This window comes from Dietzia sp. 2505 (assembly GCF_040546785.1).
In the GTDB taxonomy this organism is placed as follows: domain Bacteria; phylum Actinomycetota; class Actinomycetes; order Mycobacteriales; family Mycobacteriaceae; genus Dietzia.
In genome coordinates this window covers 155,569-178,706 of sequence record NZ_JBEPON010000002.1, presented here as the reverse complement: position 1 = coordinate 178,706, position 23,138 = coordinate 155,569, and the positions used below count along the sequence as shown (strand labels likewise).

Genomic DNA, 23,138 nt, shown 5'->3' with positions numbered 1-23,138 from the left:
TCCCGGGCCGCCAGGTGGCTACTGCTGCCCTCTATTCTCCTGGCTCCGCTGTCTGGGGTTCTATACGTCGTGGTCCGATCCACCGGGAGCTACGAGCGGGATCACGGGTGGAACCTGCTGTGGAGCGCGTTCGACATCGGGGGCGAGGGGAACATCGCGGTCTGGTTCGCGGCCACGATGTGGCTGCTCGTCGCCGCCCTGGCCGCGCTGGCAGCCCTCACCTCTGATCGGTTCCGGGCGTCGTGGTGGCTGTTCTCCACCGTGGCCGTGATCGCCTCCGCCGACGAGGCGGCGCAGCTCCACGAGCGACTCTTCTACGTGGGTGACCGCCTGGCGCCGGCGTTGCCGGGGGATCTCCACTACAGCTGGGTCATCCCCGGGACCGCCATCGCGCTGGTGGTCGCCGCGCTTCTCATCCGCCTGGTCCTCGCCCTTCGAACCCGGGTGACGGTCGGGCTGATCGGCTCCGCGGTGGTGTTCCTCCTCGGCGCGCTGGTCATCGAGTCAATCTCAGGGATCGTGGAACGCGACCAGGGGATGTCCGACCTGTATGTGGCGATCATGTACGTCGAGGAGACCTTCGAACTGATCGGTGTGGCGTGGGCCGCGATCGCGCTGGCCTCGATGTTCCGCCTGACCCGCGGCCCCGGGGCACTCGCCCTCACCTTCGACGGATTCCCCCCGTCGCCGGGTGATGCGGGGCCGGGGCGCCGAGTCTCGGGTTAGCCCGATCGAGCACCGTCGGCGGGACGGGGGCGCCGCCGGACGACTGCGGCGATCATCCCCACCTTGTCTCGTGCGGGCATGATCACCCACATGTCCCACATCGCCAGCGCCAGCTGGTACGAGGGGCTCGCGCCGTCGAGGAACCATCGCTGGCGACGAGCGTCGATCCGGCCGAATGCGCCGAACAGTTGCCTCAGGGTCCGGGCGTCGGCGCGCAGGAGAACGCGGAGCCCGATCCTGTGCAGCGCGGTGCTCGCGGGGGACCGGGGCGCCGGGATCGGGAATCCGGTGCCGAGGGCGTGCACCGCGCCGGGGACCGCCGCCAGCATCGAGGCCACCGAATACCCCGTCGCCGCGTGGCCGTGTCCCCCGGCGGTGCCGAAGGCCTCGATCCGGGGGGCTCCGGACCCACCACCGCGGGGCAGGAGCGGGATCCGCACCCGCTCCACCTCGAGCGGCGCATCGACGGCCGACCGCGCGACCCCGCGTCGCAGGAGCCTCGACCGCAGCCGGGCCTCCAGGTCGACGGGATCCGGTGCGGGCAGCCCCGCCAGACACGTCTCCTCCACCAGGACCCTGCCGGCGCCCAGGGGGATCGCGTACAGGAAGCTCGGGCCGAGTTCGTCGTCGTCGTAGTCCGTCCGCCAGTCCATGAACAGCGCCGGATCACCGGCGAGGGCGGGGGCGGCGTCCACCGCGTCCAGGACGATCCCGTAGGCGGTCTGGAGGGGCCCTCGGTTGGCGGAGCCACCGGCGCCGCGGCAATCCACCACGCGGTGCGCCCGGGCGGTCAGTGCGGGCAACCCGGCATCGTCGACGGCCGTGGTCTCCACCGTCACGCCGGCCCCGAGAGGCAGTGCCTCGCGCAGGGCGTCGTTGTCGAGCACGCTGTAGGCCCGGTCCACCACGGACCGGTCGGGGGAGTACTGCACCGGGGAGTGGACGGAGTGTGCCAGGACGTCGACACCGCACGACGCCACCGAGAGCCACGGGGGGAGCTGGTCGGCCCACAGGGAGAGCGTCTGGCGCCACGGCGCGTCCGGCTGCGGATCGATCGCGAGGACGCTCAGGCCCGCGGCGGCGCAGCGGGAGGCGAGCGCGCGGCCGGCCGGTCCCAGACCGACGACGGCGACGTCGTAGAGAGCAGCCCCCGTAGCATCCATCACGACAGACAGTACCGCCGACGAGAGGGCGTGGACGTGCCGGGAGCGTTCTACCACCAGGTCGCCGAGGGCCGATTCGAGTCCTCACCGTTGACGGCCGGTCCGTGGTCACCGGACTCACAGCACGCCGGCCCGCCCAGTGCGCTGCTGGTGCGGGCCATGGAGCGGTTCGAGCGGCGGCCCGTGGTGCGGCTGTCCCGGGTCTCGGTCGACGTCCTCGGCCCGGTGCCCGTGGCGGACCTGGAGATCGAGGTCCGCACCGTCCGGCCCGGCCGCAGCGTGGAGCTACTCGAGGCCACCGCCTCCGCAGGCGGGCGGCCCGCCCTGGTGGCCCGCGGATGGCGGATGCGGCCGACTCCGGAGGACTTCCCGGTGCACGGCGACCACACCGGTCCAGAGGTGCCGGACGCCCCGCGCGAACGGGGGGCGATGATGTCCTTCGCGTACGCGGACGGATACCTGTCCGTGGTGGACTTCTCGTTCGACCACGGCGACGGCGACGCCCTGGGGCCGGCCCGCGCGTGGGGTCGGAGCCGACTCGACCTGCTCGAGGGCGAATCGATGACCGGGTGGCAGCACACGATCCTGGTGGCGGACTCGGCGAGCGGGATCTCCCTGGCCACCGACCCGCTCACCCATCCGGCGGTCAACTGTGACCTGGTGGTCTCGCTGCACCGAGAACCCGAACCGGGGTGGGTGCACCTCGACTCCGAGACGGTGGGCGGCCCCGGTCGCGGCGTGATCACCGACACGCTCCTGTCCGACGACAGGGGACGGATCGGCCGCAGCGTCCAGAACCTGTACGGGCGCAGGGTCGGTTGAGAGCAGGGTCGGGGACGGGCGGAGACACAGGTCACCGGACTCGTCGCGCGTGTCGCACCGCAGGTAGAGTGGCAGGTCGGCCCGATTCCCCCCGATAGCAGACGAGGTACCCGCGCACGTGATCACCATCGACGACCTGGAGGTGCGCGCCGGCGTGCGCACCCTGCTCCACATGGACGGGTCCTCGTTGCGGGTCCAGCCCGGCGACCGGATCGGTCTGGTGGGCAGGAACGGCGCCGGTAAGACGACGACGATGAGAATCCTCGCCGGTGAGGGTGAGCCGTACGCGGGCACGGTCGTCTCGACCAGCGACGTGGGATACCTGCCTCAGGATCCCCGCGAGGGCAACATGGATCAGCTCGCGCGCAGCCGGGTCCTGTCGGCCCGCGGGTTGGATGTGCTGATGCTCCAGATGACCGAGGCCCAGGACGAGATGGTCGCCGCCCCGGATGACGCGGCGATGGACAAGGCCGTGCGGAAGTACGGCCGGCTCGAGGACGAGTTCTCCGCGCGGGGTGGGTACGAGGCGGAGAGCGAGGCCGCCCGCATCTGCAACAGCCTCGGGCTCGAGGAGCGGATCCTCACCCAGAACCTGGGCACGCTGTCGGGCGGTCAGCGCAGGCGGGTGGAGTTGGCCCGGATCCTGTTCGCCGCGTCCGACGGGGCGGGCAAGTCGCAGACCATGCTGCTGCTGGACGAGCCCACCAACCACCTCGACGCCGACTCCATCACGTGGCTGCGCTCGTTCCTCGAGAAGCACGAGGGCGGGTTGATCATCATCTCCCACGATGTCGAACTTCTCGAGGCCGTGGTCAACAGGGTGTGGTTCCTCGACGCCGTGCGCGGGGAGATCGACGCCTACAACATGGGCTGGCAGAAGTACCTCGACGCCCGCGCCACCGATGAGGCCCGGCGACGCCGCGAGCGTGCGAACGCCGAGAAGAAGGCCTCGGCCCTCAAGACGCAGGCCGCCAAGCTGGGCGCCAAGGCCACCAAGGCCGCCTCCGCCAAGCAGATGATCCGTCGCGCCGAGACCATGATGAACCAGCTCGACGCGGTGCGGGTGGCCGACAAGGTGGCGCACATCAAGTTCCCCACCCCGGCCGCATGTGGCAAGACACCGATGTTCGCCAAGGGCCTGACCAAGATGTACGGCTCTCTCGAGGTCTTCGCCGGGGTGGACCTGGCGATCGACAAGGGCAGCCGGGTGGTGGTGCTCGGCTACAACGGCGCCGGCAAGACCACCCTGCTCAAGCTCCTCGCGGGAGTCGAGCGCACCGACGGTGAGGGCGGCGTCGTCTCAGGCCACGGCCTGAAGGTGGGCTACTTCGCCCAGGAACACGACACCCTCGACATGGACGCCAGCGTGTGGGACAACATCCGTCACGCCGCGCCCGACGCCGGGGAACAGGACCTGCGCGGCCTGCTGGGCGCGTTCATGTTCACCGGACCCCAGCTCGAGCAGCCCGCCGGCACCCTGTCGGGCGGTGAGCGCACGCGCCTGGCGCTGGCCGGGCTGGTGTCCTCGGCGGCCAACGTGCTGCTGCTCGACGAGCCCACCAACAACCTCGACCCGATCTCGCGCGAGCAGGTCCTCGACGCCCTGCGCAGCTACGAGGGCGCGGTGGTCCTGGTCACCCACGACCCCGGCGCGGTGGAGGCCCTGGAGCCCGAGCGGGTCATCATCCTGCCCGACGGGACCGAGGACCTGTGGAGCCAGGAGTACATGGAGATCGTCGAACTCGCGTAACCGAGCGCAGCGAAGGCACGCGACGTTCGCGCACAAGATCGTCGAACTCGCGTAACCGAGCGCAGCGAAGGCACGCGACGTTCGCGCACAAGATCGTCGAACTCGCGTAACCGAGCGCAGCGAGGGCACGCGACGTTCGCGCACAAGATCGTCGAACTCGCGTAACCGAGCGCAGCGAGGGCACGCGACGTTCGCGCATAAGATCGTCGAACTCGCGTAGACGGCGACCAGCAGGGTCGGCTTCGATTTCTCGCCCACCACCGCACGGCATCGTGGCCGCAGGGCTACGGTGGGGATGTCGCCGGATCCGGCCGGACGCCGGGTACACCGACGACGGAGTCACCGAGGAGGTCGACCAATGGATGCACAGCCGGTCGTAGTCGGGGTCGACGGCGGACCCGATTCCCTGAAGGCCCTGTCCTGGGCCGCCGAGTACGCGGGCACGGTCGGGGCGCCCCTGATCGCACTGGCCGCCGTCGAGACCCCCGCCGTCGTCGGCCCGTACGCCATGGCCGGATGGGTGGACCCGTCGATTCTGGAGGACAGGGCGCGCACCATGCTCGCGGACGCCGTACGCGACACCCTGGGTGACGACGCCCGCGTCGATCAGACCGTGCTGCGCGGCCACCCTGCGGAGGCGATCGTCGCGGCCTCGCGGGATGCCCGGCTCGTGGTGGTGGGGAGCCGGGGGTGGGGTGGTTTCCGGGGGTTGCTCATGGGTTCGGTGAGCCAACACGTGGTCGCGCACTCGCGGTCCCCGGTCGTGGTCCTGCCGCGTCAGGCCGAGGACGTCTGAGCCCGGTCGGCGTCGCGCGACGAGCGCGACCAGTGCCTGCCGCTCCACGGACACGTCAGGAGTCCGTGTGTCGCACCAGACCCGCGAGCAGTGTCGGTAGCCGGGCCGTCACTCCTCGGCGGGGGAGAGCGTTCAGCACCTCGCCCTGACCGGAAAGCGCGTCGTACCGACCGCTCACCAGGTAGTCGAGCGCCATCAGCAGCGCCGCGGGATGGGTGTCCAGCGCACTGTGGCCGTTCTCGATTCTGGTGACCACCGCGTCCGGGGCGATCGACGCCACGCGGTCGGCGATGTCCGCTGGGGTGCGGAGATCCCTGCTGCCGCTGAGAAGGACCGTCGGCCAGGTGAAGCGGGACACCTCACGACTGAGGTCGACCGGTTCCGCGTCGAACGCGGGGAACACGTGCGCGAGGGGCGCATACGTGAGCGCGGGGTCCAGGGGCCGGCCGTCGGCCGGGGCGCCGTACCCCAGTTCACGGAAGCCGATCGCTCCGGCGAGGTCGAACTCGTAGACGCCGGGCACGCGGGCGAGCGTGCCTTCCCTGGTCGCGTACGCCTCGAGGAGTCGCCAGGCTGCACCGTCCGGCGCCGGCACGCTCCCGCGCGCCCGGCCCCGCACCCGGCCCTGCAGCAACGGACCGAGCAGCTCCGGGCCGCCCAACTCGTAGGCCGCGCGGACCACGTCGAGAAGCCGCCGGCCGTCCTCTCCACGCGTGTAGAGACGCCGCACATCCGCCGCGATCGCGGTGTCGGCATCCCAGAACAATGAGCGCACCGCCCGTCGCTCTAGGTCCATGTCGGTCGACGACTGCAGCGCCGAATCCAACAGCATGCCGGCGACGCGCTCGGGATACAGGGCGCCGACGCAGGACACCACGTAGCTACCGTAGGACGACCCGGCCAGGTAGGCCGTGTCCACAGCCTCCCGGTCGAGTACCGCAACGATGTCGTCAGCGACCGCGGCGACCCGCATCGCTGAGAGCGGCAGGTCGCGGCCGGCAGTGTCGGTGCGGGACAGTCCCACACCTCTGTGCTCGACCATGATCAGGTCGTGCCCGAGGCGGGCGGCCCCTCGCCGCAGCCCGCGGTACGGCAGTACCGACCCGAGACCCGGACCGCCGGGGACCACCACGGTCGGTCGCCGGGTGTGCGGGCCGGTCCGTACGTAGGTCAGGTCGAACGCGGGTCCGGTGTCATCGGCAGGTCGCCTGACGCTGCGCAGCCCGGTGGTGCCGAGTGCCAGGGCCGACACCAATCCGCGCGCCCGGGTCACCTCCACACCGACCGGAACACCGGAGCGTATTCGGATGCCGCTCGCGCGATTCTCAGACCCGCTGCTCGTGGACGTCCTCGAGCGCAGCGGCATCAGCGGCGCTCATCCCGGTGATGGGCTCTCCGTTCCACACGATGTCGTCGCCCAGAGCGCCCAGCAACTCCTTGCGCTGGCCGTGGCTCAGCTTGGCACCGTGAATGAGCGTCGCGGGGCTCCACATCATGGCGAAGGAGTCATGCCACCCCGAGCCGACGTCCTTCACGTGGAGCAGGTCGTGCAGCGACGTGGGCAGGTGCTTGAGCGGCTCGGCGAACGCGTCGGCGAGCACGGCCAGGCTGATCTGGCGCTCGACGCCCGGTTCGACGACGAACGCCTCGGGGTTCCGGCCGGTGAGCGCCTGCTCGAGCTGCTCCGCCTCGAGCAGGATGACGCCGTTGGTCGGGCGTGGATTGCACTCGATGGAGTAGAGCTGCCCGTCGTTGTCGACGAAGTCGAAGGAGAGCTGGCCCGTGAACCCCGGGTCGAGCGCGTCGACTATGCGCTGCGTGTAGTCGAGGGTGTCGGTGCTGTCCACAGCGAGGAAGGTGATGCCCGTGCTGTGCGCCCACTGCTCGGGCGCGCGGTAGGTGCAGTGCGAGGTGACCCGGCCGTCCACGATGGTGCTGTAGGTGCACACCATCGGGCCGTCGACGAACGGTTGCACCAGCCACGGCTGCTCTTCGGTGGGGTGGCAGTCGTCGACGGACATCTTCCCCGCCAGCGGCCCGGTGTTGGTCAACAGTCCCACGCCGCCGCGCGAGAACGCCGCCCGGGCGAAGAAGCGCGGGTACTTCTCGATCGCGGACACGAGCGAGGCGTGGTCGGTAGCCACGATGGTCTCGGGGATCGGCACTCCCGACCTCTCCACCAGGCGCTGGAAACTCGCCTTGTCGTGCAATTGCGCGAGTTTGGCGAAGCTCCCGCCGAACAGCGTCACCCCCTCGGGCAGGTTCGCGACCCGGGCGGCGAGGTAGAAGACCTCCTCGAAGGTCGGGATGATGAGGTCGATGTCGTATTCGGAGACGATCCGGTTGACGTCCCGGATGAACTGGTCGGTGTCGTAGCGGGGGGAGGCCGTGACGGCATGTCCCGCGAGGTACTTCGAGTGACTGCCCGTCGCGCCCGGGTAGGTGTCGCTCGCCACCACGGTGTGGCCACGGCTACCGAGCTTGCGGATGATGTCCAGGGCGAAGGTGTTCCTGGAACTGGTGACGAGTACGCGCATCATGGTCCTCTCGGGTCTGGTGACCGTCCGCTTATCCTAATCACGGCCACGGACGGGCCGGCGCCAATCGGTACTACTGTCGAGACGACGAAATGGGAGCACATGCACGAGGTGGCGAGATGGATCGCAGCCGTCCCGACACTTGTCGGGTTCGGTCTGGCGCTGGGCCTGAGCCCCGCACTGTATGGCGCGACCGCCGACATCCTCGCGAGGCACCAGAACGTGCGCGCGCGTCTGACATGGTTGCTCTCGGGTCTGGTGTCGGGGGCCACGGCCCTCGCGTTGCTCCTCCACGGCGTCAATCCCGCCAACCTGGTGGATCAGGTGCGCCAGCGCGGGGACGCGGTGGTGGAGAACCACGTCGTCGACCTGGTCGTGGGTGTGGTCCTGCTGATGGCGGCCTGTGCGATGGTGGTGTGGCTGCGGGTCGTTCCCGTGCGCCCGCAGCGTCCCGCGCGCGCACCCGATCAGAACTCCCCGCCGGCCGCGCTGTTCGTGCTCGGCTTCACCTCGGCCATCATCGGTCTGACCACCCTCCCGATCATGTACCTGACCGGCCGACTGGTCGAGAGCGTGAGCACCGATCCCGTACTCAGGCTGGGTGCCTATCTCGTCTTCGTGCTGGCCCTGGTCGCGCCGTTCGTCCTCCTCGCGTGGGTGTGGTCCCGATTCCCCGTCGCCACACAGAGGGTCACCGATGTGTACGAACGGATGCTCGGGTGGGACACACGGTGGGTGTCATTCGGCGTGATGACCTTCGGCGGGATCGCCCTGCTGGTGTTCGCGACGCTCCTGCACCGCTGACCCTCCGTCCCCGGTTAGGCGATCCTTAGCAACTACTGTGACCAGTGCGTTTGAGACACTTGTCCACATGGACCTCGTTTTCAACATCGTTCTGATCCTGCACTTCATCGGCCTGGCCGGCATCATCGGCGGGTGGCTCGCCACCATCAAGGCGCCTCACATGAACAAGGCGATCCTGCACGGGGCGATCCTCCAGGTGGTCACCGGTCTGCTGCTCGTCGGTCTGCGCGAGATGCAGGACGTGGACCTCAACCACATGAAGATCGGGATCAAGCTCGTCGTCGCGGTCGTCATCCTGGTCGTCGCGGTGGTGGGCGCGCGCAAGGAGGCCAGGGCGGCGGGCAGCACCGGGACCCTGGCCACCATCGCCGGCGTCCTCGGCGTGGTCAACGTCGCCATCGCCGTCCTGGTCTGACACGGTCCTGGTCTGCACCTCCGCACCACACCCCGCGCCGCCCCCCGACTCCGGTCGGGGGGCGGTTCGCGTTCACCCCTCCATCACCGCGGCGAGGTACGCCCGTACCAGCCGGGCACCCACCTCCGCCGGGAGGCGTTCGATCGCCGCGAGCAGAGCGGCCATCCCGCCGTCGTCCTCGTCGTCACCGGCGAGGACACCGGACACCATCGCGTGCACATCGTCCTCGGGCAGGGCGAGCAGGTCGCCAGGGGAGAGGGCGCCGGCCTCCAGCGCGGCGAGCACATCGGCGAACGCGGCCGGAGGCGCCGGGTCCGGCTTGCCGCGTACCGCGTCGGCAGCCGCGTGGGCCACCTCCAGTATCTCGTCCGTCAGGCGTTCGGTCACCGGGGTGATGGTGAGGTGCGACGACGACGGCAACGCGCCCCGCTCCTGGCGGTAGGCCGGTTGCGCCTGCACGGCGATGCCCCTGCGACCGCACTCGTCCGCCCACAGGTGGGGGTGGACACGTCGGGCGTCTCCCACCGAACCGTCGGCCACCACGGCGATCAGGGGTCCCGGATCGGAGTCGATCACGCGCAGTCCCTCGATGCCGGCCAGACCCTCCACGAGGCGTCCGGTCGCCCGGGCGGTGCGCGCCACGAGTTCGGACTGGCCGTCGTCGCCCAGGGCCTCGAGCACGGCCCACGCGGCGGCCGCGGGCTCGAGTGGCTTGGACCCCGACAGGGTGGGGTTGACCACCGGGTAACCCGGCCAGTCGACGGTGGAGAACCAGGATGCGCGATGCCGGGCGCGACCCCGACTGAGCAGCACCGAGGTCCCCTTGGGGGCGAACCCGTACTTGTGCAGATCGGCCGAGATGCTGGTGACGCGATTGACCCGGAGATCCCAGGTCGACCCCACCCCTCCCGGCCAGAAGGGAAGGACAAGCCCGCCCAGACAGGCGTCCACGTGCAACCCGATCCGCGGGTCGTGGTGCGCGTCGAGCCCGGCCGCGACCTGCTCCACCGGGTCGATCACACCGGTGGGGTAGGAGGAGGCCGAGCACACCACCAGGCAGGTGTCGTGATCCACAGCGGCCAGCAGGTCCTCGGCGGCCACCCGGCCCGTGGCGGGGTCCACCTCGACGCCGACGAACCGCAGCCCGAGGATGTGGGCGGCCTTGCGGAACGCCGCGTGGACGGTCACCGGGGCGACGATCGTCCCGCCACTGCCGGGGGCACGCCCGGAGATCTCCCGAGCCGCCAGACACGCCAGCACGCAACTCTCGGTGCCGCCCGACGTCACGACGCCGTGGACCTCGTCGTCGTCGCCCGGACCGTCCCCGGGGTCCCCGCCCAAGATCGTGCGGACCCTGCTGACGATCCCACCGTGGATCTGTGCGACCGACCCGAAGACGGTCGGGTCCAGGCCGTTGACCCCGTGCGCCAGACCGGCCGCACGCACGGCCAACCGGTCCACGCCCTCCATTCCCGAGTCGTAGACGTAGGAGAGCACCCTGCCACCGGTCGTGGGCGGGTCCGACGCCCGCAGCGCGGCCAGCGTCTCGAGGGCCGCCTCGCCCCTCCGGGCGATCAGGGCCTCCAGGGGGTCGGTGTCCGGGCGTTCGACTGTCATGCGGGCTCCGTCCAGCTGGGGTGTTCGCGTCCCAGGGCCCGGATGACCAGCAGGCTCGCAGCGGTCAGCAGGGCCGGGACCAGGGAGAAACCGAGGATGATGGCCCAGAGGGCCGGCTCGGGCTGATCGGCGACGCCGCCCGAGCGGAAGCCGGTCACCGCGAGCAGTGCCAGCACCACGACGGGTCCGAGCGCCATCGATCCCGTCTCGGACGCCGTCCACAGCCCGCTCATCGCCCCGCTGCGACGTCGTCCCCCCAGCTCGCGGTCCATGTCCGTGGTGTCGGGCAGCATGGACATGGGGAGAGCCTGCATCCCGGCGTAGGCGACTCCCGCGAACGCGACGGGGACGTGCACCCACATCCCGGGCCACATCCCCGCGGGGATGAGCATGAGAGCGGACACGGTGAACAGGATCGTCGCGGTCGCCAGAGCGGGAACCTTGCCCCGGGCGTGCGCCAGGCGTGCCCACAGCGGCATCACCAGCAGTGCGGGGGCGATCAGCGCGAGGAACAGCCCGGTCAGCGCGGCCTCGTTGCCCAGGATGTAGGTGGCGACGTACTGGCCACCCGCGAGCATCACGGCCGTGGCCACCGCCTGCAGGCAGAACAGGCCCACCAACAACCGGAACGGCCGGGTCACCCGCAGCGCGTCGAGTCCGTCGCGGTACTGCCGGCCCAGGTCGCCGACCTGCGCGTCCGCCCGCAGGACGGTGCGTCGACCGGATCCGAGCGTCGCCCACAGCATGCCGCCGAGCATCAGGGCGGACACGGCGACGGCCATCACCACGTACCCCGTCGCCCCTCCGCCCGCGGCCTCGCGCAGGGCCGGACCACCACCCCCCACCACGAGGATCGTCGCGGCCAGCACCGCGACGCGCCACGCGAGGATCGTCACCCGCACCCCCGAGTCGCCGGTCAGCTCCGCCGGTAGGGCGAGATAGGGGACCTGGAAACACGAGAAGGCCAGCGAGGCCAGGAGGAAGAAGCCCATGACCCAGACGCCGGCGAGCGCGGTGCCCCACTGCGTCGGCGCCGAGAAGGTGGCCACGAAGAGCAGGGGCAGCGCGAGCGCCCCGAACAGCATGAGTCCCGTCCGGTATCCGGTGCGGTGCGAGGCGCGGTCGGAGATCGCCCCGATGAGCGGATAGGCGAGCACGTCGACCACCTTGGGGACCAGCACCACCACCGTCGCCACCGCGGCGGCGACTCCGATCGAATCGGTGAGGTAGTAGGCCAGTACCAGCCCGGGCAGTGTGCTGAACGCTCCCGTACCAACGCTTCCGGCGGAGTACGAGGCGAGCATCCGGCCCGAGGGCCGCCCGGCGGACCGGCCGTCGTCACGCGCCGCCTCGCCGTGCGCCCGTGTGGTGGTCATGGACAGACTCTAGGGCGAGGGGACTGCGTCCGCCGTCGAAAAGGGCGTTCCGCGCACCTGGCTTCAACGAAACGTGTTCGGAACGCTCTTCTCGATGAGGAGTGTGCCGGGACCCGCCTCAGCCGCGCCAGTCGAAGGTGTCCGGATCCGGTCCGGAGCGCGTGCCGTTGTGCAAGGCCGATATCGAGGCCATCTGCTCGTCGTTCAGCTCGAAGTCGAACACGTCGAGGTTCTGACGCATCCGCTCGGGGCTCGAGGACTTGGGAAAGACGATGTCCCCGCGCTGGAGCACCCAGCGGAGCACGACCTGGGAGACCGAGCGGTCGACCTGCTCCGCCAACGCGGTGAGCTGCGGATCCCCGAAGACCGCGCCCTGCGCGAGCGGGCTCCACGCCTCCACGGCGATCCCGCGATCCGCGCACGCGGCGCGGACCTCGTCGTTGACGAAGTAGGGGTTCGACTCGATCTGGTTGACCGTGGGAGTACTGAGTCCCGCCTCTGACAGCCGCGCAAGGTTGGCGGGGGTGAAGTTGGAGACGCCGATCGAGTCCACCGCGAAGTCGGCGCGGATGCCCTCCATGGCCTCCCACACGCGGGCGACGTCGTCGTGCATCGCCAGCGGCCAGTGCACCAGGAACAGGTCGATCCGACCGCCGAGGGCCTCGAGCGAGCGTTCGGCGGAGTCGCGGGCGGCGGCGGGCTCGTGGAACGAGTTGTTGAGTTTGGTGGTGAGCCACAGCTCGTCACGAGGGATGCCAGAGGCCGCGATCGCGCGACCCACCCCGTCCTCGTTGCCGTACATCTGGGCGGTGTCCAGGTGCCGGTACCCGGCCTCGAGAGCGTCCGAGACGACCTTCTCGGTCTCGGCCGGGGGCACCTGGTAGGTACCGAAGCCGAGCTGGGGGATCGCACGGCCGTCGCCCAAGTCGATCAGCGGGATCTGCGGTGTGGAGTCGGTCATGCGCCCTACCGTACGCCCGTCCCGGGATCACTCGCGACCGGTGCGCAGCGAGGCCTCCACCAGGTCGAGCATCGCGCTCACGTGGGCCGTCCCGCGCCCTGTCGCGAGATGGGTGATGAGTCCGTCGAGCACGATGTCGAGGTAGACGCGCAGCACGTCATCGGGGACGTCCGTCCGCATCCTCCCAGAGTCCTTCTGCTCCCGTAGGCGCGCGAGGATGGCCTCGTCGAGCTCCGCCTGCCGGTCGGTCCACCGCTCCCGGAAGGCCGGGTCGGTGCGGATCCGCCGCGCGATCTCCAGTCGGGTGCCGAGCCACGAGAACTCGTTGGGGTCGGCCAGGATCTCCCGCATCACCTGGACCAGACCCTGCTCGGCCACCGTGGCCGCCATGGCGGCGGCGTCGTCGTGCGCCAACGCGAGGAACAGCGCGTCCTTGTCGTCGAAGTGGTGGAAGATCGCACCGCGGCTCAGACCGGTGGTCTCCTCCAGACGTCGGACCGTGGCACCCTCGAACCCGAACTCGGCAAAGCACTCGCGCGCCCCCGACAGGATCTCCCGACGCCGGGCGGCCATGTGGTCCTGACTGACCCTGGGCATCTCACAACCTTCCTACGGATACACCACGGCGGTACGCGGTTCTCCCTGTCTCACCGGGAGTTACCGCGCACCGCCGTCGGGGTGGAGGTGATCAGCCCTTGATCATGTTGCGCAGCACGTACTGCAGGATGCCGCCGTTGCGGTAGTACTCCGCCTCGCCGGGGGTGTCGATGCGCACCTTGGCGTCGAACTCGACCACCTGGCCGTCCTCCTTGGTGGCGACGACCTTCACCGTCTTGGGCGTGGTGCCGTTGTTCAGCTCCTCGATCCCGGTGATGTCGAACGTCTCCGTACCGTCCAGGCCGAGGGTCTCGTGCGACTCGCCCTCGGGGAACTGCAGCGGCATGACACCCATGCCGATGAGGTTCGAGCGGTGGATGCGCTCGAACGACTCGGTGATGACGGCCTTGACGCCGAGCAGGCTGGTGCCCTTGGCCGCCCAGTCGCGCGAGGACCCGGTGCCGTACTCCTTGCCACCGAGCACCACGAGCGGCGTGCCCTGCGCGGCGTAGTTCTGCGCGGCGTCGTAGATGAACGCCTGCGGGGCGCCCTCCTGCGTGAAGTCGCGCGTGTAGCCGCCCGTCACCCCGTCCAGCAGCTGGTTCTGGAGGCGGATGTTGGCGAACGTGCCCCGGATCATGACCTCGTGATTGCCACGGCGCGAACCGAACGAGTTGTAGTCCTGACGGGACACCCCGTTCTCGTCCAGGTACTGCGCGGCCGGGGTACCCGGCTTGATCGTCGACGCCGGCGAGATGTGGTCGGTCGTGACCGAGTCGCCGAGCTTGGCCAGGACGCGGGCGCCCTTGACGTCCTCGACCGGGGTCAGCTCCATCTGCATCCCGTCGAAGTACGGGGGCTTGCGCACGTAGGTCGACTTGGCGTCCCACTCGAAGGTCTTGCCGTCCGGGGTGCTGAGCCCGCGCCAGCGGTCGTCACCGGCGAAGACGTCGGCGTACTTGGACGTGTACTCCTTGGAGGAGATGGAGGCCTTGATGGTCTCCTCGATCTCCTCGGTGGAGGGCCAGATGTCCTTGAGGTAGACGTCGTTGCCGTCGTTGTCCTTGCCCAGGGAGTCGGACTCGAAGTCGAAGTCCATGGTCCCTGCGATGGAGTACGCGATGACCAGCGGCGGGGACGCCAGGTAGTTCATCTTGACGTCCTGGTTGATCCGGCCCTCGAAGTTGCGGTTACCGGACAGCACCGCGGTGGCGGTCAGGTCGTGCTCCTGGATCGCGTTGGAGATCTCCTCCGGCAGCGGACCGGAGTTTCCGATGCAGGTGGTGCAGCCGTAGCCCACGAGGTAGAAGCCGAGGGCCTCCAGGTCCGGCCAGAGTCCGGCCCGCTCGTAGTACTCGGTGACGACCTGCGAACCCGGTGCCATCGAGGTCTTGACCCACGGCTTGGCCTTGAGGCCCTTCTCGTGCGCCTTGCGCGCGAGGAGCCCGGCGCCGATCATCACCGACGGGTTGGACGTGTTGGTGCAGGAGGTGATCGAGGCGATGGAGACGATCCCGTGGTCCAGGACCATCTCGGTGCCGTCGACGGACACCTCGACGGCCTTGGAGGGACGTCCCTCGGAGCCGGCGGAGGCGTCGGCCCGGACCGAGCCCTCCTCGGCGTGCGAGAGGGTCGCGGTTCCGGTGTTGTCGGACGGGGCACCGCCCTCGGACTGCATCCGGCCCTTCTCGGTGTCACCGAGGGGGTTGACGCCGGCGTCCACGTAGTTGTGGATGTCCTTGCGGAACGCGCTCTTGGCGTCGGCCAGCTCGATGCGGTCCTGCGGACGCTTGGGTCCGGCGATCGACGGGACGACATCGCCCAGGTCGAGCTCGAGGTACTCGGAGAAGACGGGCTCCTCCGCGTCGGCGTGGAGCCACATGCCCTGCTCCTTGGCATATGCCTCGACCAGGGCGAGCTGCTCCTCGTCGCGACCCGTCAGACGCAGGTAGTCGATGGTCTCGCCGTCGATCGGGAACATGGCACAGGTGGAGCCGAACTCCGGGCTCATGTTGCCGATCGTGGCGCGGTTGGCCAGGGGCACAGCCGCGACACCGGCACCGTAGAACTCCACGAACTTGCCCACGACGCCGTGCTTGCGCAGCATCTCGGTGATCGTCAGGACGACGTCCGTGGCGGTGACGCCCGGCTTGATCGACCCGGTGAGCTTGAAGCCCACGACGCGGGGGATGAGCATGGAGATGGGCTGGCCGAGCATGGCCGCCTCGGCCTCGATACCGCCGACGCCCCAGCCCAGGACGCCGAGACCGTTCTCCATGGTGGTGTGCGAGTCGGTGCCGACGCACGTGTCGGGGTAGGCCTGCCCGTTCCGAACCATCACCGAGCGCGCCAGGTACTCGATGTTGACCTGGTGCACGATGCCGGTACCCGGGGGGACGACCTTGAAGTCGTCGAACGCGCCCTGGCCCCAGCGCAGGAACTGGTACCGCTCCTCGTTGCGCTGGTACTCGATCTCGACGTTCTTGTCGAAGGAGTCGCGACCACCGAAGGACTCGATGATCACGGAGTGGTCGATGACCATCTCGGCCGGCGCGAGGGGGTTGACCTTGTCGGGGTCGCCACCGAGGGTCTTGACGGCCTCACGCATGGTGGCGAGGTCGACGATGCAGGGGACACCGGTGAAGTCCTGCATGATCACGCGGGCGGGCGTGAACTGGATCTCGGTGTCGGGCTCGGCGGAGGGGTCCCAGCCGGCCAGGGCCTCGATGTGCGCCTTGGTGACGTTCTTGCCGTCCTCCGTGCGCAGCAGGTTCTCGGTGAGGACCTTGAGGGAATAAGGGAGCTTCGCGGCTCCCTCGACCGCCGAGAGGCGGTAGATCTCATAGGCTTGGCCGCCGACCTCTAGGGTCCCCTTGGCGCCAAAGCTGTCAATGCTTGCTGTCACGTCAGCTCCACTCGTGGTGTGAATGTCGATTCGTCATCCCTCCCGGTGTCGCCGCGTGTCTCGGGCGGCAACGCCGGGGGCGGACACAGGACCCATTGTGGACCCTCGCGCCCGGTTGCGGTCACCAATTTACCAGTACGCTCGTCCTGTATAGGTTCCGGCACGCCCGAAGGTGGGGGCGCGGAGCGGGTATCGCGCCGTCCGGCGCGCGTATTCGGTTCGACGACGACGAGATGGCACCATATCGGCCGTGGACAACTCCGACGATTCCGTGACCACGCTCGCCTACGAGGCCGAGCCGGTGATGTCACTGCAGGAGGGCGAGGTCCCGCAGTGGCTCGACTTCGAGGCCGTGTCCCGGGACCTGGCCGACGACGGCGTCTCCGCCCCGGAGCCGTTCGTCGAGGGTCTGCGGACCGTAGTCACCGAGGCGGGGGACCGCGGGATCGATCTCAAGGTGGTCTACACCGAGGCCCCGGCCGCCGTCTACACGGACGCCCGCGACCTCGCCGCCCTGCTGAACGAGGAGTACGAGGGCACGATCCTGGTCCGGACCCCGGTCTTCATCGGGAGTTCCAGCGATACCATCCCCCGCCACAAGCTCGAGGCCGGCCAGGATGACGCCTGGGAGGAGTTCGACCCGGTGGCCTCCGCCTCCGTCTTCGCGCACAAAGTCACCGCACCGGCTCCGCCCTGGGGCGCGTTCTCGGCGGTCGTGCTCGTGCTGGCGATCGTCGTGGCGGTCGCCTTCGCCGTCGCCCTCCGGCGCCGCCTGCGCTGACGCTCTCCGGCGCCGCCTGCGCTGACGCTCTCCGGCGACGCCTGGGCTGAAGCCGCGGGCGACGCTGCACTGGCGGGCGCGTTCCGCGGCATCACCCGACACGCCGTCTTTTCTCGCGTAATTAGAGTTACAGCAGTGTATTTTGCCGCCCAATGTTCCGGACGGGACTTCTGTGACCTACGGTGCTAGAGGAACCATCGGTTCTGCCGAGTTGGTATGAGGCTCTAGTGGCGCAGGGGAAGGCATCACCCGGACCTCACCCTCCTCGGTGACGCGACCCGCCGTGCGGGTCGCGCGGTCAGCCGCATCCTCGTGCGGTTATCGGAAGGTGAAACGTGAAGCCTGACCATTCATCAAGCCGCGCTCCGGGAGCGCGGAGACGGCGGGGTCCGGTGCGGACGCCCGGACACGCCCTCCTCGCGGCGGCGCTCGTCCTGGGGACCGCGTCGGGCGTGGTCCACGCACCGGTCGTCGCGGCGCAGGAGGTCCCGGCGGCCTCGCCAGCAGACATCAGCGGCCTGATCCGCGCGGTCGCGGACGCGTCCGCGAGGCTCGACGCGACCCGTCAGGACATCGCGGTCAAGCGGGAGGGCGTCAATAAGACCCTCGTCGACCTGCAGATGGCCCGGATCCAGCTCGACCGGGCGATAGCGGACGCCGACCGCACGGTCGCGGAGCGGGAACAGGCGGAGTCCGGTGTGGAGTCCGCCAGGGGCACCCTCGACGAGTACTCCCGGCTCCTGCACCGCCAGGGGACCGCACCCGGTGCGGCCTCGGCGATCCTGGACCCGGGCGGCCCCGCCGACGCCGGGCGACGCCAGGAGTTCCTCCAGCGTGCCGCCGCGGACCAGCGGCACGTGGTGGGGGACATGGTCGCGGCGGTCGACGAGGCGACCCGGCGCGAGTCCGACGCCGCGCTCGCCCGGACGGACGCGGAACAGCGCTATGCGGACGCCTCGTCACGGCGGGACGCGGCCGAATCCGAGGTGGCGACCGTCTATGCCGACGTCACCTCGTTGGAAGCCGAGGTCACCGAGCTGACCCGGGCGCTCGAGCAGAACCGCAGTGCGTTGGCCGAGTCGGGAGCCACTCCCGCGGGACCGCAGAACGCCGACCCGTACACGGTCGACCAGGACGCCGTGCGGGACGAGGCCTACCGCGCACTCGCCGCGGACCCACGGGCCGGACGGCAGGCCGCGGACATCGCCTCCGCCCTCCCGGGCCACCTCGACCTGGGTGCGGTCAGGCAGTTCGCCGGGGGTTCCTCGGACGGCGCGGCGCGGGCGGTCGGCGGTGCGATCGACGCCGGCAGCATCGGTGCCGCGATCGACGCGGGGGTCAACGGCGACACCGAGGCGATCATCCAACAGGTCGCCGACGCGATCGGACGGGCGGACTTCGGGTCCATCCAGCAGGGTCCGGGGGCGCCTCCTCCGGCGCCCGCCCCCGCACCAGGTCAGGGCGGCGGCAATTCGGGCACGCCGTCGAGCTCCGCCCAGGTGGAGACGGTCGTCAACCGGGCACTGTCCCAGCTCGGAGTCCCGTACGCCTGGGGCGGCGGCGACGCCAGGGGGCCCACGCGCGGCATCCGGGACGGAGGCGTCGCGGACAGCCACGGTGACTACAACAAGATCGGCTTCGACTGCTCCGGCCTGATGATCTACGCGTTCGCCGGAATCGGTAAGGCACTGCCGCACTTCACCGGGTACCAGTACACCGCGGGCCCGCAGTACCCGGTGGCCACACGGAAGCGTGGTGACATGCTCTTCTGGCCCGGCCACGTGGCGCTGTACCTGGGTGACGGCAGGATGGTGGAGGCGCCGCAGTCCGGTGACGTCGTCAAGATCTCGCCGGTCCGGATGGCCGGGATCTCACCCATGGTCGTCCGGTTGACCTGACGTGGTCGCACCGGGCCACCGCGCCGGACCCACCGCCCCGGACCCACCGCCCCGGACCCACCGTGCCCGGCCCGACCACTGGTCGGGCCGGGCACGGTCGTACACCGGTACTGTCAACCACAGCCCGTCCTGAGGGTCCGGCCCCAGGGCCACCGACCCCCCACCTCGCGAAGGAGCCCTCCGCGGTGAGCGATCCCCACACCGACCACTCGCCCGACCCGGGCTCAGGCCCCGCGGTCTCCGCGTCCTCCGCGGCCTCGGACGCCAGGCAGCTGGAGCAGGCGGTGTACGAGGTCAAGAAGGTCGTGGTGGGCCAGGACCGGCTAATCGAGATGATCCTGGTGGGTCTGCTCTCGCGCGGTCACATCCTCCTCGAGGGCGTTCCGGGTGTCGCCAAGACGCTCACCGTGGAGACGTTCGCCACTGTCGTGGGGGGCAGCTTCCGCCGCCTCCAGTTCACCCCGGACCTGGTTCCGGCGGACATCGTCGGCACCCGGATCTACCGGCAGGGCCGCGAGGAGTTCGAGGTCGAGCTCGGTCCCATCCTCGCCAACTTCGTGCTGGCCGACGAGATCAACCGCGCGCCCGCCAAGGTCCAGTCGGCGCTGCTCGAGGTGATGGCGGAGGGGCACGTCTCGATCGGCGGCCAGACCTTCCCGATGCCGACACCCTTCCTGGTGATGGCCACCCAGAACCCCATCGAGAGCGAGGGCGTGTACCAGCTCCCGGAGGCGCAGCGGGACCGGTTCCTGTTCAAGCTCGTCGTGGACTACCCGAGCCCCGAGGAGGAGCGGGAGATCGTCTACCGCATGGGAACACGACCGCCGGAGCCGTCCCGCGTTCTCGGGGTCGACGCGTTGATCCGGCTGCAGGACGCGGTCCGCGAGGTCTTCGTCCACCACGCGCTGGTCGACTACGTGGTCAGGGTCACCGTCGCCACCCGCGAGCCCGAGCGACACGGCCTCGAGGACGTGGCCAGGTGGCTCGCGTACGGCGCGTCCCCCCGGGCCACCCTGGGCGCCGTCACCGCGGCCCGCGCGCTGGCCCTCGTCCGGGGGCGCGACTACGTGGTACCCCAGGACGTCGTCGACGTGCTCCCCGCCGTGCTCCGCCACCGACTCGTCCTCACCTACGACGCGCTGGCGGACGAGATCACCGCGGACACCGTCGTGCGCCGCGTTCTCGAGGCCGTCCCGCTCCCACAGATCAGCGCGGTTCCCGCACAGCCCGGCCCGCCGTCCTCGCGGTGACCCGGGCAGTCGAGGGGACCCGCGACGACCCGGTCGCGGCGGCGTCCCGCGCCGCCCTGACGCAGCTGGAACTACTCGTCACCCGCCGTCTGGACGGGGTACTCAACGGCGACCACCGGGGTCTGCTGCCCGGGCCCGGAACCGAACCCGGGGAGGCCCGCGCCTACGAACCCGGTGACGACGTCCGGACCATGGACTGGTCGGTGACGGCGCGGACCACGGTGCCGCACATCCGTCAGACCATCGCCGACCGGGAACTGGAGACCTGGATCGTGGTGGACATGACGCCCAGCCTCGACGTCGAGGGGCGGTACGGCGCCAAACGTCGCCTCGTGGAGGCGGCCGCTGCGACCGTCGGGTTCCTGTCCGCCGGGGGTGGCAGTCGTGTGGGCATGGTCCTCACCGGCGCCGGGCGGCCCCGGGTACTCCAGGCCACGAGCGGGCGCGACCATGTCAGGCGACTGCTCGAGGAGATCACCCGCGCCACGGCCCGGGTCTCTCCCGGTGAGACCCTCGACGACGCACTCCGCGCCGCCCGGAACGCCGCCCGGCGGCACGGACTGGTGGTGGTGATCTCGGACTTCCTCGCCGAGGTCGACTGGGAACGGTCCCTCCGCGTCCTGGGGGCCCGGCACGAGTTCCTCGCGGTGCACACCGCCGACCCCCTCGACATCGCCCTTCCCGCGGTGGGCGCCGCGCTGCTCCAGGACCCGGCCACCGGCGAGGTGCTCGAGCTGGACGTCGACGACGCCCTCGCCGCCGACTACCGCCGGGCGGCGGACGCCCATCGCGCGGAGGTCCACGCCGCCCTACGACGCTGCGGCGCCCCGGTCCTCGCCCTGCGGACCGACCGGGACTGGATCAGGGACGTGATCGACTACGTCGGCGCACGCCGCCAGGGTGGCCTGCCCACCGGGGAGAACCTCGTCAGGGACCTGCCCGACGACCATCCGACACCGGGAGGACCGCCCCGATGAGCCTGTCGGAGTTCCAGCACCCGCTGTGGCTGGTCCTGGTGGTCGTGCCACTGGCCCTCGCGATCGGATACGTGATCGCGCTGCGATCCAAGAGGCGCAGGACCGTGCGCTTCGGCAACTTCGGGGTCCTGCGGACGGTCGACCGTGGCGGTCGACGCTGGTTCACCCATGTCCCCGCGGTGCTGCTCATCCTGTCGCTGCTCGCCCTGGTCGTGGCGCTGGCCGGGCCCCAGAAGGAACAGAAGGTGCCACGGAACCGGGCGACGGTCATGCTCGTCGTCGACGTCTCGCTGTCGATGGAGGCCACCGACGTCTCACCCTCTCGGATCGAGGCCGCCCAACAGGCCGCCACCACGTTCGCCAACAACCTCACCCCGGGCGTCAACCTCGGGTTGGTGTCCTACGCCGGCACCGCCTCGATGCTCGTGGCGCCCACCACCGACCGGGGGCCCGTCATCCGCGCCATCGATCGACTCCGTCTGGACGAGAGGACCGCCACCGGTGAGGCGATCTACACCGCCACCCAGGCCGTGACCACCTTCACCGAGAGCCTCGGTGGACCCGATCAGGCACCGCCGGCGCGCATCGTGCTCCTGTCCGACGGCAAGGAGACCGTCCCCGCCGACCCCACCGAGGAGCGCGGGGGTTTCACCGCAGCCGAACGGGCCGCGGAGGCCGGGATCCCGGTCTCGACCATCTCCTTCGGCACCCTCTACGGAACGGTCGACATCCAGGGTCGTCCCCAACCGGTCCCCGTCGACGACGCGTCGTTGCGCACCATCGCCGAGATCTCCGGCGGCGACTTCTTCACCGCCTCCAGCCTCGAAGAGCTCGACACCGTCTACCGCACCCTCGAGGAACAGATCGGGTACGAGTGGAAGAAGGCCGACGCCTCGCGGCCGTGGCTCGTCATCGGCTCGGTGTTGGCGATGCTCGCCGCAGCCGGATCTCTCGTGGCGCACCGCCGCATCCCGTGACGGGTCCGCGCACCCCCACCGGGTCACCCGCGACGGTTCGATAGGTTGGTGCGCATGGCTCCCGACAGAACGCCCACCCCCACCCCCCGGACGGTCCTGGTGACCGGGGGAAACCGCGGTATCGGACGCGCCGTGGCCGAACGACTCGCCGCCGACGGCCACCGGGTGGCGGTGACCCATCGGGGATCCGGGGCGCCCGACGGAGTGTTCGGAGTCCGGTGTGACGTCACCGACCCCGACTCCGTCGAGGCGGCGTTCACCGCGGTCGAGGCCGAGTTCGGCCCGGTCGAGGTGGTGGTGTCCAACGCCGGTATCACCGACGACACCCTCCTGATGAGGATGAAGGACGAGCAGTTCACTCGGGTCGTCGAGGCCAACCTGTCCGGCGCGTTCCGGGTGGCCAAGAGGGCCTCCAGGGGGATGTTGCGCGCCAGGTTCGGGCGCCTCATCTTCATCGGATCCGTGGTCGCCCAGTCGGGCACCGCGGGCCAGGTCAACTACGCCTCGTCGAAGGCGGGGCTCATCGGGATGGCCCGATCGCTGACCCGGGAACTCGGGTCGCGCAACATCACGGCCAATGTCGTGGCCCCCGGGTTCATCGACACCGACATGACCGCCGGGCTGGACGACAAGACTCAGGCCCTCGCCGTGGCGGCCATCCCGCTCGGCCGGAAGGGCAGCGCCGACGACGTGGCGGGTGCCGTCAGCTTCCTCGCGGGGGATGACGCCGGATACATCTCGGGTGCCGTCCTGCCCGTCGACGGTGGAATGGGAATGGGCCACTGA

At 70.2% G+C, this 23,138-nt stretch carries 20 protein-coding genes; 12 read left to right on the top strand and 8 right to left on the bottom strand.

Annotated elements, in window-relative coordinates; all coding sequences use genetic code 11:
- The first annotated feature begins 69 nt into the window (after positions 1-69).
- A complete protein-coding gene (locus ABIE38_RS04520; protein ID WP_354054226.1) occupies positions 70-726 on the top strand; it encodes a DUF8692 domain-containing protein in 657 nt (218 codons plus the stop codon).
- On the opposite strand, the gene ABIE38_RS04515 is transcribed toward ABIE38_RS04520, so the two are convergent.
- Positions 723-1,889 carry a lycopene cyclase family protein gene (locus ABIE38_RS04515; protein ID WP_354054225.1) on the bottom strand — a complete coding sequence of 389 codons (1,167 nt, stop codon included), beginning with the start codon at positions 1,887-1,889 and terminating at the stop codon, positions 723-725. The two genes, ABIE38_RS04520 and ABIE38_RS04515, sit on opposite strands and share 4 nt — an antisense overlap.
- A gap of 30 nt (positions 1,890-1,919) precedes the next feature.
- Here ABIE38_RS04515 and ABIE38_RS04510 point away from each other — a divergent pair, with 30 nt between their 5' ends.
- From ABIE38_RS04510 to ABIE38_RS04500, 3 genes are all read left to right on the top strand, one after another.
- On the top strand, positions 1,920-2,711 hold the full coding sequence (locus ABIE38_RS04510) for a thioesterase family protein (RefSeq protein WP_354054224.1): 792 nt from the start codon (positions 1,920-1,922) through the stop codon (positions 2,709-2,711).
- 118 nt (positions 2,712-2,829) lie between these two features.
- Positions 2,830-4,461, top strand: a complete 1,632-nt coding sequence (locus ABIE38_RS04505; RefSeq protein ID WP_354054223.1) for an ABC-F family ATP-binding cassette domain-containing protein — start codon at positions 2,830-2,832, stop codon at positions 4,459-4,461.
- 358 nt (positions 4,462-4,819) lie between these two features.
- Positions 4,820-5,257, top strand: a complete 438-nt coding sequence (locus tag ABIE38_RS04500) for a universal stress protein (protein ID WP_354054222.1) — start codon at positions 4,820-4,822, stop codon at positions 5,255-5,257.
- 55 nt (positions 5,258-5,312) lie between these two features.
- On the opposite strand, the gene ABIE38_RS04495 is transcribed toward ABIE38_RS04500, so the two are convergent.
- The gene (locus ABIE38_RS04495) at positions 5,313-6,530 is read right to left on the bottom strand and encodes an alpha/beta fold hydrolase (RefSeq protein ID WP_354054221.1); all 1,218 of its coding nucleotides are present in this window, start codon (positions 6,528-6,530) and stop codon (positions 5,313-5,315) included.
- A 52-nt stretch (positions 6,531-6,582) separates the two neighbouring features.
- On the bottom strand, positions 6,583-7,794 hold the full coding sequence (locus ABIE38_RS04490) for an ATP-grasp domain-containing protein (RefSeq protein ID WP_354054220.1): 1,212 nt from the start codon (positions 7,792-7,794) through the stop codon (positions 6,583-6,585).
- A 102-nt stretch (positions 7,795-7,896) separates the two neighbouring features.
- On the opposite strand from ABIE38_RS04490, the gene ABIE38_RS04485 reads away from it, so the two are divergent.
- Both ABIE38_RS04485 and ABIE38_RS04480 read left to right on the top strand, forming a co-directional pair.
- Positions 7,897-8,598 (top strand): GAP family protein, encoded by a 702-nt coding sequence (locus ABIE38_RS04485; protein ID WP_354054219.1) that lies wholly within the window; start codon positions 7,897-7,899, stop codon positions 8,596-8,598.
- A gap of 67 nt (positions 8,599-8,665) precedes the next feature.
- A complete protein-coding gene (locus tag ABIE38_RS04480; protein ID WP_354054218.1) occupies positions 8,666-9,013 on the top strand; it encodes a hypothetical protein in 348 nt (115 codons plus the stop codon).
- Between the two features lie 72 nt (positions 9,014-9,085).
- On the opposite strand, the gene ABIE38_RS04475 is transcribed toward ABIE38_RS04480, so the two are convergent.
- The 5 genes from ABIE38_RS04475 to acnA all read right to left on the bottom strand — a co-directional run bounded on the left by ABIE38_RS04475 (position 9,086) and on the right by acnA (position 16,469).
- Positions 9,086-10,630: a pyridoxal phosphate-dependent decarboxylase family protein gene (locus tag ABIE38_RS04475; RefSeq protein ID WP_354054217.1), complete on the bottom strand. Its 1,545-nt coding sequence runs from the start codon at positions 10,628-10,630 to the stop codon at positions 9,086-9,088.
- On the bottom strand, positions 10,627-12,006 hold the full coding sequence (locus ABIE38_RS04470) for an MFS transporter (protein WP_354054216.1): 1,380 nt from the start codon (positions 12,004-12,006) through the stop codon (positions 10,627-10,629). The genes ABIE38_RS04475 and ABIE38_RS04470 overlap by 4 nt, the downstream gene beginning before the upstream one ends.
- A gap of 118 nt (positions 12,007-12,124) precedes the next feature.
- On the bottom strand, positions 12,125-12,967 hold the full coding sequence (locus tag ABIE38_RS04465) for an aldo/keto reductase (RefSeq protein WP_354054215.1): 843 nt from the start codon (positions 12,965-12,967) through the stop codon (positions 12,125-12,127).
- 27 nt (positions 12,968-12,994) lie between these two features.
- A complete protein-coding gene (locus ABIE38_RS04460; RefSeq protein WP_354054214.1) occupies positions 12,995-13,564 on the bottom strand; it encodes a TetR/AcrR family transcriptional regulator in 570 nt (189 codons plus the stop codon).
- A 91-nt stretch (positions 13,565-13,655) separates the two neighbouring features.
- Positions 13,656-16,469, bottom strand: coding sequence for an aconitate hydratase AcnA (gene acnA, locus ABIE38_RS04455; protein WP_354054213.1), 2,814 nt, complete (start codon positions 16,467-16,469; stop codon positions 13,656-13,658).
- Between the two features lie 250 nt (positions 16,470-16,719).
- On the opposite strand from acnA, the gene ABIE38_RS04450 reads away from it, so the two are divergent.
- The 6 genes from ABIE38_RS04450 to fabG1 all read left to right on the top strand — a co-directional run bounded on the left by ABIE38_RS04450 (position 16,720) and on the right by fabG1 (position 23,138).
- Positions 16,720-17,250 carry an Rv1476 family membrane protein gene (locus ABIE38_RS04450; RefSeq protein WP_354054212.1) on the top strand — a complete coding sequence of 177 codons (531 nt, stop codon included), beginning with the start codon at positions 16,720-16,722 and terminating at the stop codon, positions 17,248-17,250.
- Positions 17,251-17,642: 392 nt separating this feature from the next.
- Positions 17,643-19,148 (top strand): NlpC/P60 family protein, encoded by a 1,506-nt coding sequence (locus tag ABIE38_RS04445; RefSeq protein ID WP_354054211.1) that lies wholly within the window; start codon positions 17,643-17,645, stop codon positions 19,146-19,148.
- A gap of 185 nt (positions 19,149-19,333) precedes the next feature.
- Complete coding sequence (locus tag ABIE38_RS04440; RefSeq protein WP_354054210.1) at positions 19,334-20,398, top strand: AAA family ATPase; 1,065 nt, start codon at positions 19,334-19,336, stop codon at positions 20,396-20,398.
- On the top strand, positions 20,395-21,375 hold the full coding sequence (locus tag ABIE38_RS04435; RefSeq protein ID WP_354054209.1) for a DUF58 domain-containing protein: 981 nt from the start codon (positions 20,395-20,397) through the stop codon (positions 21,373-21,375). Before ABIE38_RS04440 ends, ABIE38_RS04435 begins: the two co-directional genes overlap by 4 nt.
- The gene (locus tag ABIE38_RS04430; protein ID WP_354054208.1) at positions 21,372-22,352 is read left to right on the top strand and encodes a VWA domain-containing protein; all 981 of its coding nucleotides are present in this window, start codon (positions 21,372-21,374) and stop codon (positions 22,350-22,352) included. The genes ABIE38_RS04435 and ABIE38_RS04430 overlap by 4 nt, the downstream gene beginning before the upstream one ends.
- A 54-nt stretch (positions 22,353-22,406) precedes the next feature.
- Entirely contained in the window at positions 22,407-23,138 is a 732-nt protein-coding gene (gene fabG1 / locus ABIE38_RS04425) for a 3-oxoacyl-ACP reductase FabG1 (protein WP_354054207.1), read from the top strand.